General features: G+C 44.1%; 16 protein-coding genes. 12 read left to right on the top strand and 4 right to left on the bottom strand.

Going from position 1 to position 15,933, the window contains the following annotated elements; translation table 11 throughout:
* Positions 1-33: 33 nt before the first annotated feature.
* From KCV26_09660 to KCV26_09645, 4 genes are all read right to left on the bottom strand, one after another.
* On the bottom strand, positions 34-1,218 hold the full coding sequence (locus KCV26_09660) for a proline dehydrogenase family protein (protein ID WZX35591.1): 1,185 nt from the start codon (positions 1,216-1,218) through the stop codon (positions 34-36).
* Between the two features lie 160 nt (positions 1,219-1,378).
* The gene (locus KCV26_09655) at positions 1,379-3,016 is read right to left on the bottom strand and encodes a hypothetical protein (protein WZX35590.1); all 1,638 of its coding nucleotides are present in this window, start codon (positions 3,014-3,016) and stop codon (positions 1,379-1,381) included.
* 78 nt (positions 3,017-3,094) lie between these two features.
* Positions 3,095-3,241 carry a hypothetical protein gene (locus tag KCV26_09650; GenBank protein ID WZX35589.1) on the bottom strand — a complete coding sequence of 49 codons (147 nt, stop codon included), beginning with the start codon at positions 3,239-3,241 and terminating at the stop codon, positions 3,095-3,097.
* A gap of 210 nt (positions 3,242-3,451) precedes the next feature.
* A complete protein-coding gene (locus KCV26_09645) occupies positions 3,452-3,922 on the bottom strand; it encodes an META domain-containing protein (GenBank protein WZX35588.1) in 471 nt (156 codons plus the stop codon).
* A 186-nt stretch (positions 3,923-4,108) separates the two neighbouring features.
* Between KCV26_09645 and pruA the strand changes: the two genes are divergently transcribed.
* The 12 genes from pruA (at position 4,109) to KCV26_09585 (ending at position 15,917) form a co-directional block, all read left to right on the top strand.
* The gene (gene pruA / locus KCV26_09640) at positions 4,109-5,740 is read left to right on the top strand and encodes an L-glutamate gamma-semialdehyde dehydrogenase (protein ID WZX35587.1); all 1,632 of its coding nucleotides are present in this window, start codon (positions 4,109-4,111) and stop codon (positions 5,738-5,740) included.
* A 197-nt stretch (positions 5,741-5,937) separates the two neighbouring features.
* Positions 5,938-6,963 carry an NAD(P)/FAD-dependent oxidoreductase gene (locus tag KCV26_09635; protein WZX35586.1) on the top strand — a complete coding sequence of 342 codons (1,026 nt, stop codon included), beginning with the start codon at positions 5,938-5,940 and terminating at the stop codon, positions 6,961-6,963.
* Between the two features lie 80 nt (positions 6,964-7,043).
* The gene (locus KCV26_09630; GenBank protein ID WZX35585.1) at positions 7,044-7,727 is read left to right on the top strand and encodes a (d)CMP kinase; all 684 of its coding nucleotides are present in this window, start codon (positions 7,044-7,046) and stop codon (positions 7,725-7,727) included.
* Between the two features lies 1 nt (position 7,728).
* On the top strand, positions 7,729-8,622 hold the full coding sequence (locus KCV26_09625; protein WZX35584.1) for a 4-hydroxy-3-methylbut-2-enyl diphosphate reductase: 894 nt from the start codon (positions 7,729-7,731) through the stop codon (positions 8,620-8,622).
* A 96-nt stretch (positions 8,623-8,718) separates the two neighbouring features.
* Entirely contained in the window at positions 8,719-9,702 is a 984-nt protein-coding gene (gene pfkA / locus KCV26_09620; protein WZX35583.1) for a 6-phosphofructokinase, read from the top strand.
* An 81-nt stretch (positions 9,703-9,783) separates the two neighbouring features.
* Entirely contained in the window at positions 9,784-10,188 is a 405-nt protein-coding gene (mce, locus tag KCV26_09615) for a methylmalonyl-CoA epimerase (protein ID WZX35582.1), read from the top strand.
* Positions 10,189-10,270: 82 nt separating this feature from the next.
* Positions 10,271-11,833: an acyl-CoA carboxylase subunit beta gene (locus tag KCV26_09610; protein ID WZX35581.1), complete on the top strand. Its 1,563-nt coding sequence runs from the start codon at positions 10,271-10,273 to the stop codon at positions 11,831-11,833.
* Between the two features lie 11 nt (positions 11,834-11,844).
* Positions 11,845-12,753: an OadG family protein gene (locus tag KCV26_09605; GenBank protein ID WZX35580.1), complete on the top strand. Its 909-nt coding sequence runs from the start codon at positions 11,845-11,847 to the stop codon at positions 12,751-12,753.
* Between the two features lie 43 nt (positions 12,754-12,796).
* Positions 12,797-13,234, top strand: coding sequence for an acetyl-CoA carboxylase biotin carboxyl carrier protein subunit (locus tag KCV26_09600; GenBank protein ID WZX35579.1), 438 nt, complete (start codon positions 12,797-12,799; stop codon positions 13,232-13,234).
* 10 nt (positions 13,235-13,244) lie between these two features.
* Positions 13,245-14,402 (top strand): sodium ion-translocating decarboxylase subunit beta, encoded by a 1,158-nt coding sequence (locus KCV26_09595; protein WZX35578.1) that lies wholly within the window; start codon positions 13,245-13,247, stop codon positions 14,400-14,402.
* A gap of 149 nt (positions 14,403-14,551) precedes the next feature.
* On the top strand, positions 14,552-15,709 hold the full coding sequence (locus KCV26_09590) for a sodium ion-translocating decarboxylase subunit beta (GenBank protein WZX35577.1): 1,158 nt from the start codon (positions 14,552-14,554) through the stop codon (positions 15,707-15,709).
* 67 nt (positions 15,710-15,776) lie between these two features.
* Positions 15,777-15,917: a hypothetical protein gene (locus KCV26_09585; protein ID WZX35576.1), complete on the top strand. Its 141-nt coding sequence runs from the start codon at positions 15,777-15,779 to the stop codon at positions 15,915-15,917.
* Positions 15,918-15,933: the final 16 nt, after the last annotated feature.

Genomic DNA, 15,933 nt, shown 5'->3' with positions numbered 1-15,933 from the left:
TCACCCTTACCCGACAACAAACCTATTTCCAGACTATTTACCTTTTCTTCTTCTGACTTCTTTCTCGATAAGCTTCAGTTCACGACTCGATTGTCCTTTTACCGATGTGTTTTCCTCGGCCCTGCGAAAAAGGTAAGGCATCATTGTTTTCACTTCACCGTAAGGCACGTATTTTACGACATTGTAACCCTTCTCCGCCAGGTTAAAGGTAATGTGGTCACTCATGCCGTAGAGTTGTGAAAAATAAATATGTGGATGATCATGAGGCAGGCCGCGTTCATCAATTAACTGCGCCAGCAGCTGTGAGCTCACTTCGTTATGCGTGGCCACCATGAAATGGATGGTATCGAGGTGGTCCATGAAATAACGGATAACTTCGTTGAAATCGTGGTCCGTAGCGGGCTTATCGGGCTGAATAGGTGATGGGTAACCCATTTCGGCAGCACGTGCACGCTCAATCTCCATATAAGCCCCCCGTACAATCTTAAGCCCAAACTTCACTCCCATATCCAAGGCAATCCGGTGGTGATCCTTTAACCGGTGAATGGCATCATGACGGTACATCTGATAGGTGTTTTGTACAATGGCCACATCTTTGTTGTATCTTTCCATCATTTCCAGCACCAGGTCGTCCAAAACAGGTTGAATCCAGGTGTGCTCCGCATCGATAAGTATAGGGACACCCAGATCATAACCCCGTTTGAAAATTGACTCCACACGGTCGTAAACCCTTCTGTATTCTTTCGACTCCTCCTCAGAAAGCTGTGCTTTTTCACTCACTTTGGCAAGCAGGTCGAACCGTCCGACACCGGTTATTTTAAATGCACTGAACGGTACATGCCTGTTGTTACGGGCAAATTCTATTGTACGAATGACCTCTGCACACGTGGCATCAAAAAGTTCGTCACGTTCCTCACCCTCAACCGCAAAATCAAGAATAGTGCCCACGTTTCGTGCTGCGAGTTTTTGAATGGTTTTGGAACAATCTGCAATAGATGTTCCCCCCACAAAATGCTGATAGATGGTGTTACGAAGGATTCCCTTAACGGGAAAGTGGACAGCAAAGGCAATGTTCACCAAGTGTTTGCCTAGCTTTACCAGACCGGCATTGTTCATTACTTTAAATAGTAAATGAGCTTGTCTCAATTCGGCATTTGATTTATTCCGGAAAGCAATTTCTGAATTATTGAAATCGATAACACTGTGTGTCAATGACATATTTTTTCTATAAAGTATTTAGATTATAAATACAAAAATAAGAATTTTTTTATTTATATGCCTATATCCCGTGTATTTTTTTATTTACTCTAAACCTGGCCAGCCGGAAAATCAGGTCACCTTTTAAAAATCCGTTGGTTTGAAACGCGGCTATGCCGCTTTATTCCCGGACGCACCGCACCGGGAACCCGTACCTCCGATCGAAATAATAGACTGGATAAAAACCACTAAAGACAAAAACCATGTGAAAAGCCATGTCCGTTCCAGTGAAGATGCTACTGCTCCAATTGTCCCCATAGGTACCGATACTTAAGAGCATGCCATTATGATCCCGGTAACCGGAGGCAGGAAAACGTGAAACAGCATGGCCGACAGTATAGGTACCGCCACTCCCGACCAGAGTTGTACCGTCTGCCTCAGCACCGGAAACTGTAGCGAAAGTACCAAACCTCGACCAGGGAAGAGAATTGGTTGACCAGCCAACCATAGCGTGCTCCGCTATACCTGCAGCATTAAAATCGGCACCGGTTGGCATGCGCCAGTTGCCTTCTACAGCACCGGTCTTACTCAGGTACTTGCAGATATCGCCCCTGGACGTCAGATACATAAAGTCGGTATTCTGCTGGGTATCGTTAAGATAAGTGTTGGTCTGTCCGCCGCCAGAAATATTTGCGCCATAAAAATCCAGGATACTATTATACGGGGTAGCACCTGAGATCCAAGAGCTTGCACCTCCCATCACATAAATGGGAGTATAGGTTACATAAGATAGGGAGGGGGAAACGCCCACCAGCGATCCCCATTTAAAGAACACACCCTGTTTAAGGTCGGAGCCAGCACCGGCATCGACAACCGTTTCATCGAACGTGAGCTGCGTACCGTTCCAATAGATATTGCTGCCCGCCCAAACAAGGGGTTCGGCAAACTTGAGGTCAGTATGGTAGTAATTCGCCGAGCCATAGAGATGGTAGGCACGGCCTCTATCCAGTCCGGCGCTGCGCGCAGGCTTTTGGTTGGAGGAAACGAGGCTACCAGCCTTTAACCCTATTACCGGTGGAATGTTCCCGTTGGGCATCACCCATTGAGCAAACAATACTGCCTGTGTGGCCGGAACGGAAACCTCCTGCCAAGGGGTTGTACCGCTACCGATGTTGGTAACCGATTCGCTTATCAGGTCGTATTTGCTGCCGGCCTTGTAAAACCATTCATCGCCTGCTGTATAGGATAATTCCAGCGTTGCCGTAAACGCATTTTCCCAGTAGTTTACCAGTGTGAGGCACTGCAAGGCACCCAAATGATGCAGCGGAATGGCACCCACCGAACTACCGGAAACAACCTCCACTTTTCCAGTAAGAGGTGTGACCAATTCGTCCAGCTTTTTGAAACCCACGGGAGAAACATCCACTTCGATCTTGCTGCCATCAGTGGCTGCCGTTGCACCGTGAACCAGATAAACGGTGCAGGGTGCAGTAACACCCGCCGGCAGTATAACGTCAAAGGTAGCTTTTTTGCTGTCCGTATCGGGGACGATGGTTATGGTTGGCTCATCTCCTGCCACAACCGACCCATCCGGCTTCTGAAAGAAAAGAAGCACCTTGTCGCCCGCTTTCCATCTCACGACAATATTTTTGTTGTCCGGATCTTTCTCCAGGGCAACGCGGGTTTGCGACTCCGTGCTCGGCATGACAGCAGTGAGGGTCAATATGCCGGTATCGCTTTGTTCGACTGGCAGTTCTGTTTTTGTGCAGCTCGCCGCTATGAAAACGAGGGCTACAAAAAGGAATAATTTATGTCTCATAACGCATAATTTTAAGTCGGAAGTTCGAGGAAGCAAATCGGCATTTTGTAATTGATAATTGACACTTGTTCATTCATTTTACCAGTCTTCGCCAGGCATACCGGGTAAATCGCCGCTACCGGCCAAAATGGTGTGACTGATTTCAATGTCGGTTACTTCGATGTCCGGGGAAATGTACTGTTCTTCGGTTGCAGATAAGGTTGTTTTTGTTTTTGCTGTTATCATAGTTATGAATGTAAATTAAAGTCAGGAAGGTATACTGCCAGCCCGGGGAAAAAGCATTTAAGCCTATAAATCAGGGCATTACACTAAATAGCGAACGTTACAATATTATTCCAAAACTGTTTTATAGCTATAAAAAGCGCAAAGAAAAACAAAAAAACGATACCAACAAGCATTGGAAAGAGGAAAAAGAGGAAAAGAGGGCAGAAACAATTATTTAACAGGCTTAATAAAAAGCAGGTATTCTTTGTCTGAATAGTAGAAATGCAGTTTATTGGTGAAAACCCTGTAATTTTTCACTTTTAACAGCCGGTTCAGGTATAAGTTGCCGTCGTTTGTTTCAGTCAGCTTGCCTGAAGAGTAAAAATCTGTCGTCGAAAAATTTATAACGCCTCTGTGCGTGTCTATGGTAAATTTCCCACCGATTGCATTAGTAGATGAGGTTCCGGTAAAGGTACCGTCTTGGTTCAACGTCAGGTAATACGCCGACGGAGAACCTAGAACTATCGTAACCTGCTTACTTTCCGAACTGGCATATCCTTCGAGCTTCCATCGGCCGTAAGGCGATTGTAATTCAAGGACATCACTTTCCAAACCTAACGCATCTTCCCTGGAACAAGAGAAGAGTATTGCCGTTGTGACGATGATTAAAAAAAACACTGTGAAGATTCTATATTTCCTCATCTGATTCATAAACGAATTACAATGTTACGTATAATAGATGAAAAAAACGAAAAAACGTTGCATGAGAAAGTGTTAAAAATGAATTTTACAATTAATTCAATAGCAAACTGCTCTTCTTCTCCGTATTTTTTTTATAAATTTGTAACACTAAAAATAATACTAACCACACAAAAAACAATACGCCTTATGTCAAAAGGAATTTATAAACTACCCGAAATTAAGAACGAACCTGTAAAGAGTTACGCACCGGGGTCACCGGAGAGACAAGCTTTAAAACAAAAACTTGTCGAATTAAATAAAGGCGGATTGGATATTCCAATGATCATTGACGGAAAAGAAGTCCGTACGGGAAACTTATACGATATTTGCCCGCCACACGACCATCAACGCTTACTGGGACACTATCATCAAGGAGACAAAACACACGTACAGATGGCTATCGATGCTGCTCTAAAAGCAAAACCCGCCTGGGAAGCGATGCACTGGGAAAGTCGTGCTGCCATATTCCTGAAAGCAGCCGAACTGATTGCCGGACCATACCGGTACGACTTCAATGCCGTCACCATGATCGGACAATCGAAAAATGCTTTTCAATCTGAGATTGATGCTGTTTGCGAATTAATCGATTTTTACCGTTTCAACGTACGCAACATGTATGACCTTTACGGGATGCAGCCTAATTCGGCTCCCGGAATCTGGAACCGCACGGTTTGGCGTCCGCTGGAAGGATTTGTTTTCGCGCTCACTCCGTTCAATTTCACTTCCATAGCTGCTAACTTGGGGGGAGCACCGGCGTTAATGGGCAACACCGTAGTATGGAAACCTTCGAAAACAGCGGTCTATTCAGCTCATCTTATTATGGAAGTGTTAAAAGAGGCCGGACTGCCCGACGGTGTTATCAACCTGGTTTATGTAGGAGGAAGGGAAGCAGCCGAGGTAATTTTTAATCATCGGGAATTTGCCGGATTGCATTTTACGGGCTCTACGGGTGTCTTTAACGGAATGTGGAAAACCATAGCCGGAAATATGGAGAAATATAAATCCTACCCGCGTATCGTGGGTGAAACCGGTGGAAAAGATTACGTTTTTGCCGATGCAACGGCCAATGCTAAACAAGTAGCCACTGCCCTCACACGCGGAGCATTCGAATATCAGGGACAAAAATGTTCTGCCGCTTCCCGGGCATATATTCCTACGACCCTGTGGGAAGAGGTTAAAAATCATATGGAAGAGGATTTAAAATCGATAAAAACGGGTACCCCTGAAGATTTCACCCATTTCATCAATGCGGTTATCGATGAAGAGTCTTTCGATAAACTGGCAAAAGAGATTGCGGATGCGCAACAATCGCTGGATGCCGAAGTAATTATGGGCGGAAACTGCGACAAGTCGAAAGGGTACTTCATTGAACCGACAGTTATTCTTGCCAAGAAACCCGACTATAACACGATGAAAGAGGAACTTTTCGGTCCTATACTAACCGTTTATGTTTACGATCCGGATAAATTGGATGAGACATTGGATATTCTTGATACAACCACCGATTATGCACTCACAGGGGCTATTTTCTCCTCCAACAGAGCCAATATAGAGAAAATGACTTCCCGGCTTACTCATACGGCTGGTAATTTTTACATCAACGACAAACCTACTGGCGCTGTGGTTGACCAACAACCGTTTGGTGGTGGCCGCGCATCAGGAACAAACGATAAAGCCGGCTCTGTTTTTAACCTGCTTCGTTGGGTCTCTCCGCAAACCATTAAGGAGACTTTCGTCCCGGCAACGGATTATATGTATCCGAATTTTTTGAATGAATAACTTAATTATTAGGGCGTTACACTAATGTAACGTCCTAATTGAATAACCTCAGATGCGCTAGGATGCGCATTCTAACTTTTATGAAGATAAACTCGCTCAAACAACAATAAAAACAAACACAGTTTTACTAATTTCCGTTATTGTTTGTTTCATTAGAAAAAAGGAAATTTTATCTTTGTAAAAAAAATATTCAAAACGTGCAATTCTTCGATGTCGTCATCATCGGCGCAGGGCCTGCCGGTCTAAAATGCGCAGAAAAATTGGGTAATTCTTCTTTGAAAGTTTTATTGCTTGAGAAGAACGACGAGATTGGGCCTAAAGTATGCGCTGGAGGACTTACCGGAAAAGGAATTGAATATCTTGGCCTTCCGCCGCAACTCATTGAATATAGTTACAACCAGGTAAAGCTACATGTTAACAATATCGCTTCAACCTTAAAATCCGATACCGATTTTGCTTTTACTATCGATAGGAAAAAATTCGGACAGTGGCAATTACAAAAAATAAAGGCATTCCCCAATATCGAAATAAGAATCAGCAGCAAGGCTACGGTGGTCAACAAAGACTTCATTGTTGTCGGTGGGGAAAAAATAGGCTTTAAATATCTCGTTGGAGCAGATGGATCCAATTCTATCGTGAAAACCTTTCTTGGTTTAAAGTCAAGAAGGAAAATTATTGGTATTCAATACATAATTTCCACCAACAAGTACCAAGATTTCGAAATATTCTTTCAGCCTGAATACTTTTCGGCATGGTACGCGTGGATTTTTCCGCATCGCAGCTATATCTCCGTCGGTTGCGGCGCCGATCCGAAACATGTATCGCCGAAAAAATTAAAGGAGAATTTTCATCAATGGCTCAACGACAGACAGATCGATATTTCCAAAGGAAAATACGAAGCTTTCCCCATGGATGCCGATTATAACGGAATCCGTTTTGACAACATATTTCTGACCGGTGATGCCGCCGGACTGGTTTCTCCGTTCACCGGCGAAGGGATTTACCAAGCACTTATATCGGGAGAAGAAACTGCAAAAACTATTCTCAACCCATCGTATATCTCCGATAAAATGCCGGCTGTTATTCATAAGCACAAACGACACCAGCAGTTAATTAATCTGATGATTAAATCGGGAAGGTTAAAATCGCTTTTCTTTGCAACCGGACAGCAGTTATTCAAGATTCCCAAATACGAGAAAAAAGCAATCGAATTGTTTGGCTAGATTTTGTGTTAAAACCAATTATAACGAAAACATTCTATCTTTGTAGTTGTTTATAAAAACAGTATCTGCTTTCAATAAGAATGGGAAAAATAAATATCGCCGTAGATGGCTTCTCATCATGCGGCAAAAGTACTATAGCCAAGGGATTGGCAAGGGAATTAGGTTATACTTATATCGACAGCGGAGCCATGTACAGGGCAGTAGCTCTGTTTGCATACCGTAAGGGATGGATAACCGATACGGAAATTGATGATGCTGCATTACAAATGCATATCTCAGAAATAGATATTTCCTTTAAAACAAATTCAGAAGGCCAACAGGAAACTTATCTAAACGGTGAAAATGTAGAAAAAGAAATCCGTTCGCTTGAAATAGGGAACGGTGCAAGCCGCGTGAGTGCTTTGGGATTTGTACGCAGAGAGTTGGTACGCCAGCAACAGGCAATGGGGAAAAAGAAAGGGGTAGTGATGGACGGCAGGGATATCGGCACAGTAGTTTTCCCTGACGCGGAATTCAAAATTTTTCTCACGGCATCACCCGAAGTTCGCGCACAACGCCGTTACGAAGAACTTCAGGCCAAAGGCAATCCTGTTACCTATGAAGACACCCTCGCCAACGTCCTCGAAAGAGATGAAAGAGACACCACCCGCATAGAGAGTCCGTTACGAAAAGCGACCGATGCTATCGAACTGGATAATTCACATATAACTATTACAGAACAATTGCAATGGGCAATGGATATGTTTAACAAAATCACAAAGTAAAATGAGTAAAATTGAGATAGACAAGCAGTCCGGCTGCTGTTTTGGGGTAGCCAAAGCTATCAGCAAAGCCGAGGAAGAACTGAAAAAAGGCGGAACTCTTTACTGTTTAGGCGATATCGTTCACAATAACATTGAAGTGGAGCGTCTCGCCAAAATGGGATTGATTACCATCAACCACGATGAATTTAAAAAACTCAGGGATGTCCGCGTTCTGCTTCGCGCCCACGGGGAGCCCCCAAGCACTTACCAAATAGCAAAAGAAAACAATATAGAATTGATTGACGCATCCTGTCCGGTCGTTCTTGGGTTGCAAAAACGAATCAAAAAGAAATTTATCACCAAACAAAATGAAGATGGACAAATAGTGATATTCGGAAAAAAAGGCCATGCCGAGGTAAATGGATTGATGGGACAGACCGATGAATCAGCCATAGTAATCGAAAAGAAAGAAGACATAGACAAACTCGACTTCTCACGCGACATAAGCCTCTTTTCACAAACGACGAAACCGCTGGACGGATTTCAGGAAATAGGGGAATTGATAAAAGAACGGATGAAAAATGGTGCCACATTTGAATTTTATGATACCATTTGTCGTCAGGTTTCCAATCGCGTACCCAACATGCAAGAATTTGCTAAGAATCACGACCTCGTTATTTTTATCGCAGGAGAAAAAAGTTCCAACGGAAAAGTCCTTTTTGCCGAATGTGAAAAGTACAACCGGAACTCACACTTGATCCATCATCCTGACCAACTGGATACGGAATGGATACGGGATGACATCAGCATCGGCATTTGTGGAGCTACCTCAACACCCATGTGGCAGATGGAGGTTGTCGCAAAAAAAATATCGGAGCTTATACCGGAAATGAAAGTTGAAAAAGCTGCTTTTTAAAGCAGCTTTTTTTTGTGCGCCTCCTAAAAAAAAATTACCTTTGCAGCCGATTGTATTCAGGTTCAACCAATTTTAAAAAAAGAACTAATTTTCGAAATGGATTCAAATGTAAAAAGCATCGGCGTACTTACTTCCGGAGGAGATGCACCGGGCATGAATGCTGCCATCCGCGCTGTAACGCGCGCTGCAATTTTCAACGGTATGCGCGTTTTTGGCATCTACAGAGGCTATAAGGGACTTATTAGCAACGAAATAGAAGAGTTTAAGACCAACAGCGTAAGCAATATAATCCAACAGGGCGGAACAATACTTAAGACTGCCCGATGTGAGGAGTTTATGACTGAAGCCGGAAGAAAGACAGCTTACGAAAACATGCAACGACACGGAATAGATGCGCTTGTGGTCATCGGCGGCGACGGATCACTGACTGGTGCCGGAGTATTTGCCAATGAATACAATATTCCGATTGTTGGGTTGCCAGGAACCATTGATAACGACCTGAACGGAACCGACACCACCATTGGTTACGATACTGCCCTAAATACCATTATGCAATCGATGGATAAAATTCGCGATACAGCCACATCCCACGAACGACTCTTCTTTGTGGAAGTGATGGGACGTAATTGTGGCTATCTGGCACTCAACAGCGCTATAGCCTCGGGGGCGGAAGCCGCCATAATCCCTGAAATAAGCATGGAGAAAGACCAGTTGGCGGAACTTATCGATCAGGGTTTCCGAAAATCGAAAAGCAGCAGCATGGTTCTTGTTACTGAAAGTGAAATTACAGGTGGCGCGATGAACCTGGCTGAGAGGGTAAAAAAACAGTATCCTCAGTACGATGTGCGCGTCTCCATTTTAGGACATTTGCAACGTGGAGGTTCACCCACGGCACAGGACCGTATCCTGGCAAGCAGGATGGGCATAGCAGCCATCCAGGCGTTGCTGGAAAATCAACGCAATGTAATGATCGGTATTCGTGAAAACGAAATCGACTATGTACCGTTTAAACGTGCCATAAAAAAAGATCGGGAAATCAGTCCTGAACTACTCGAAGTACTTGAAATTTCTTCCATTTAAAACGAAAAAAATAAATTTTATCATACAACTTAAAAGTCTTACCTTTGCATTTTTAAAAAAATAATCACTTAATTAAGTAATATGGAATTAACACACATTGAACACATCGGCATTGCTGTAAAAAACATTGAAGAACAACTTCCTTATTATGAAGGAGTTCTTGGTCTAAAATGCTACAACATCGAAACGGTTGAAGACCAAAAAGTAAAAACGGCCTTTTTTATGATCGGCCAAACAAAAATAGAACTATTGGAACCTACCAGCGAAGAAAGTACCATTGCCAAATTCATTGAAAAAAGAGGTGAAGGTATTCATCACATCGCTTTTGCCACTAAAAACCTGGGTGAGTCTCTCCGGGAAATTGAAGCAAAAGGCGTACGCCTTATCGATACGCAACCCCGTGCCGGCGCCGAAGGACTGAACATTGCTTTTTTACATCCCAAATCAACCGGTAGCGTATTGACCGAATTGTGCGAGCATCCGTAGATGACCAACCTCGATAGTGATTTGAGGAGGCTATCGATGTAACAATAAAACAAAAATTTAATTCATAACAAATTATAATCTTATGAGCATCCAACTCGAAAAAGTTAAAGAGCTTATTCAATTACGAGAAAAAGCTCGCTTAGGTGGTGGTGAGAAAAGAATCGAGTCTCAGCACCTAAAAGGTAAATACACAGCTCGCGAACGTCTGGCCATGCTTCTTGACGAAGGAAGTTTTGAAGAATTCGACATGTTTGTGGAACACCGTTGTCACAACTTCGGCATGGAAAAAACCAAATTCCTTGGCGACGGAGTTGTTACCGGATACGGCACTATCCAAGGACGCCTGGTTTATGTTTTTGCCCAGGACTTTACCGTTTCTGGCGGTTCGCTATCCGAAATGCAATCGCAAAAAATTTGCAAAGTAATGGATCAGGCTATGAAAATGGGTGCCCCTCTTATCGGTATCAACGACTCCGGAGGTGCACGCATTCAGGAGGGAATTAATGCACTGGCAGGTTATGCCGAGATTTTCCAACGTAACATTTTAGCGTCGGGAGTGATTCCACAGATTTCAGGTATCTTCGGTCCCTGTGCAGGAGGTGCCGTATATTCCCCTGCTCTTACTGACTTCAACATCATGACCCAGGGAACTTCCTACATGTTCCTTACCGGTCCCAAAGTGGTAAAAACCGTTACCGGAGAAGATGTTACACAGGAACAACTGGGTGGCGCTTCGGTGCATACTTCCAAATCGGGCGTGGCCCATTTCTCCGCTCAGACCGAAGAGGATGCTATACAGATGATTCAGAAACTGTTGTCGTACATTCCTCAGAATAACCTGGAGGAACCGCCGGTATTTAAAAGCTCCGACCCGATCGACAGGTTGGAGGACGGCCTGAACGAAATTATCCCAGACAGTGCCAACAAACCCTACGACATGTACGAAATTATTGGAGCCATTGTCGACAGTGGAGAATTTCTGGAGGTGCATGCTGACTATGCAAAAAACATCATCGTGGGTTTCGCTCGTTTCAACGGTCAATCGGTAGGTATTGTAGCAAACCAACCCAAGTTTTTGGCAGGGGTTCTCGACATTAACGCTTCACGCAAGGCAGCCAGGTTTGTCCGTTTCTGTGATGCTTTCAACATTCCCATTGTTTCGCTGGTTGACGTTCCCGGTTTCCTTCCTGGTACCGGTCAGGAATATGGCGGCGTAATCACTCACGGTGCAAAGCTGCTATACGCATACGGTGAAGCCACTGTTCCGAAAGTGACCGTCACACTGCGTAAGTCGTACGGAGGAGCACATATAGTCATGAGCTGCAAGCAACTTCGCGGTGATATTAACTATGCTTGGCCAAGTGCAGAAATCGCTGTGATGGGTGCCGAAGGAGCTGTAGAGGTTCTTTACAGCAAGGAAATTGCTGCCGAAAAGGACCCCGAAAAACTGGCTGTCGTGTTGGAAGAAAAGAAAAAAGAATACAACGACTTGTTTACCAACCCGTATGAAGCAGCCCGTTACGGCTATATCGATGATGTGATAGAACCGAGAAATACCCGTTTCCGTGTGATCAGGGCACTACAGCAATTGCAAACCAAAAAGCTGACCAATCCTCCCAAAAAACACGATAATTTACCGCTATAATTTACATAAGTATGAATAATTTAAAACAACTGTTGTTTTTGTCTGCATTGATACTTCTTGTGAGTTGTACCATAAAAGATGAAAATCCGCGTTGGGTGATCAATGAAGTTATGGTGGATAACCAAACAGGGTACATGGACGACTTCGGTCAACGAAACGGATGGATCGAGATATTCAACAACACGTATAAAACGCAGGATCTGGGTGGAAGATATCTTACCGATGATCCCAACAATCCGAAAAAATATCCAATTCCGCGGGGTGATGTTCTCACAAAAATTCCACCCCGACAGCATGCACTGTTCTGGGCAGACAACGAGCCTTTTAACGGAACCTTCCACGTGAATTTCAAGCTTGATCCGAGTAAAGACAATTATATCGCATTGTATGAAAATGACGGAAAAACATTACTGGATGAAATAATAATTCCTGCTGGATTGCCCGCTGACAAGACTTATGGTTATCCTGACGACGGCATCAAGTTCGATAAAAACAGCAATACACCTCTGGCCACTCAGCTTGAACGAATAACCCCAAGCAGCAACAATGCTGTTCTGGAAGAAAATCCAAAAGTGGTTTCACTACAGGAGAACGATCCTATTGGGGTAACCATAACCATTACCTCGATGTTGGTGGTTTTCCTGGGACTGATCTTGCTGTATCTTATCTTCAAGGCAATTGGAAACACAGCGAAAAACATTTCGCATAAACGTGTTGCTAGTGCGGGGACACTATCGGCAGTGCGGGGCGAGAGTTTGCTTACTGGAGAAGTACTGGCCGCAATATCCGCTGCAATTCATGAGCTGAATCAGGACGTTCACGATGTTGAAAGTACCATCCTTACCATCAGCGAAGTCCGACGCAAATACTCTCCCTGGAGTTCCAAATTATACACCTTGCGTCAGGATCCCCGCAGATAATTCATTAATCCATTTACACATTACACAGAAAGAAATATTCCTTATGAAAGAATTTAATTATAAAATTAACGGCGCTCCCTACCGTGTGATTATTAACAGTACCGATAGTTCTGTCGTTGAACTTGAAGTGAACGGAACTCCGTATAAAGTAGAATTGGAAAAAAAGGAAAGTAAACCGCTCTCAAAAATTAAAAAACAAGCCATTACTACGCCTACTCCACAAACGACCTCTACTCCGCTTGTTACAAGGCCTAAAGAAGCAACTGGAAAAAACACCATACAGTCTCCGCTTCCGGGAATTATTCTCGATATTCGCTGCCAGGTAGGGGATACGGTAAAGAAAGGACAAACCATCATGATTCTGGAAGCCATGAAAATGGAAAACAACATCTTGTCAAACGCCAACGGAAAGATAACAGGGATCTTGGTTAACAAAGGAGACTCTGTACTTGAAGGAGCCGAATTAGTAACCATAGAATAAAAAAGAGAAAATGAATACACTTTTGACTTTGGGTGACAACCTGAAAACATTTTGGGACTATACCGGAATGGCCAATGCCAGTTCCGGGCACATCATCATGATTCTGGTTGGCTTAATCTTTATTTACCTGGCTATTGCAAAAGAATACGAACCGTTGCTGTTAATACCTATCGGTTTTGGTATTCTTATCGGGAACATCCCGTTCAATGAGGCAGCCGGCTTGCAAGTAGGGATCTACGAAGAGGGTTCTGTACTTAATATTCTGTATCAAGGCGTTGTACAAGGCTGGTATCCTCCGCTTATCTTTATGGGGATCGGGGCTATGACCGACTTCTCGTCACTGATCGCAAATCCAAAACTTTTCCTCATAGGTGCAGCCTGTCAGTTCGGGATTTTCGGGGCTTACATTGCAGCGCTAATGTGGGGATTTGCACCCAACGAAGCAGGCTCCATCGGTATTATCGGCGGGGCAGACGGTCCAACGGCTATCTTCCTTACATCGAAACTGGCTCCACAACTCCTGGGCGCAGTAGCCATATCGGCATATTCCTATATGGCGTTGGTTCCGGTGATTCAACCCCCTTTTATGAAATTGCTTACCACCAAAAAAGAAAGGGTTATCAGGATGAAAACACCCCGTGTGGTGTCGCAAACCGAAAAAATATTGTTCCCCATAGTCGGCCTGTTGCTGACCACTTTCCTGGTGCCTTCCGGACTTCCCTTATTGGGTATGCTCTTTTTCGGCAACCTGCTGAAAGAATCGGGAGTAACACGCCGTTTGGCTGAAACGGCCCGGGGTCCGCTGATCGACACAATTACCATCTTATTGGGATTAACAGTGGGGGCATCCACACAAGCCACCACGTTCCTACGTCCCGAATCTGTAAAGATTTTTATTATTGGCGCTTTCTCCTTTGTGGTAGCCACCTGTGCAGGAGTACTTTTTGTTAAATTTTTCAACTTATTCTTGAAAAAAGGCAACAAGATCAATCCGCTTATTGGCAATTCAGGAGTATCTGCCGTTCCAGACTCGGCACGTATCTCACAGATTGTGGGGCTTGAATACGACAACACGAATTACTTACTCATGCATGCCATGGGTCCCAACGTTGCCGGAGTTATCGGTTCTGCTGTTGCTGCCGGTATTATGCTTGGCTTCTTGTATTAATATCAGGCATTAAACCCTGACAGTCTGATAAAGGGTGTTGCCGTAAGGCAATGCCCTTGTTTCAAAATTTATAAATACTGAAAAATATACCTTACTTTTGCACCGGTATATTTCAACCAACATGAATATACGCTAAAAAACGGAAAACTATGGGATTTGAACAACTGATGCCTGCTGTCGCAGGAATGACATGGCAAGACCTGGTTATGATAACCATCGGACTGATTCTCATCTATTTGGCTATTGCCAAGAATTATGAACCCACGCTACTCCTGCCAATGGGATTCGGGGCTATTTTGGTGAATATTCCACTATCGTCGGCTATCACGCAGATTGATCCTGCTACGGGAGAAGCAGTAGAGGGTGTTCTCAACATTTTCTTTCAGGCAGGGATAGCAACGGAAATATTTCCCTTGCTAATTTTCATCGCTATCGGAGCCATGATCGATTTCTCACCGCTGTTCAGGAGCCCCTCGTTACTTTTGTTCGGAGCGGCAGCACAGTTTGGTATTTTCATGACCATGGTCCTGGCTTCTTTTCTCGGTTATGACTTGAGAGAAGCCGCCTCTATCGGTATTATCGGTGCGGCTGACGGTCCAACCTCCATCGTAGTTGCCTCCAGGTTTGCTCCCAACTTATTGGGACCTATTTCTGTTGCTGCCTATTCTTACATGGCGCTGGTTCCTATTATTCAACCGCCGGTCATCCGATTGCTGACATCAAAAAAAGAACGCTTGATAAGAATGTCGGGGACCGGACACGCCAATAAGAGGATCTCGAAAAAAGCGCTGATTGCTTTTCCTATAGTTGTTACGATTGTTGCCGGTATTATAGCTCCATCATCATTGGCGTTGATCGGTTTTCTGATGTTTGGCAACCTAATCCGGGAGTGCGGAGTATTAAATAAATTGTCGCTCTCTGCTCAAAACGAATTGGCCAGTTTAGTCACCATATTGTTGGGAATCACTATTGCCAGCACCATGACTTCCGACCGCTTCGTCCGCGTTGACACATTACTAATCATTGCACTGGGATTATTTGCCTTTGTCTTCGACACGTTCGGCGGAGTAATTTTTGCAAAATTCCTCAATCTTTTCCGTAAGGAGGGTAACAAAATCAATCCCATGATAGGCGCCTGTGGTATTTCTGCGTTCCCAATGTCGGCACGCGTTATCCACCAAATGGGACAGAAAGAAGATCCGTATAATTACCTGCTCATGCCGGCTATCAGCGCCAATGTGGGCGGACAAATCGGATCGGTTGTTGCCGGAGGTATTATTTTAACGCTGGTCCCGCTGTTTGCGTGAATCAGGGTGTAAAATGATTCTCCTGTAGCACTCAGCACCCAATATCAAAAACTAAACATAAAACATTATGACATCTACAATAGAAACTACTTTATTGATTGCCGGAATAGGCATAACGGGGATTTTTGTTTTTATGGCTATCTTTTATCTGCTGATCATTGGGCTGGATAAACTCTTGCCCTTTGAAGAGGTAAAACCGGAGGAGTAAGCCAATCGCATCGCTT

The organism is Petrimonas sulfuriphila, from assembly GCA_038561985.1.
GTDB classification, from domain to species: domain Bacteria; phylum Bacteroidota; class Bacteroidia; order Bacteroidales; family Dysgonomonadaceae; genus Petrimonas; species Petrimonas sulfuriphila.
The sequence above is the reverse complement of the archived record's forward strand: the minus strand, read 5'-3'. Positions and strand labels throughout refer to the sequence as shown.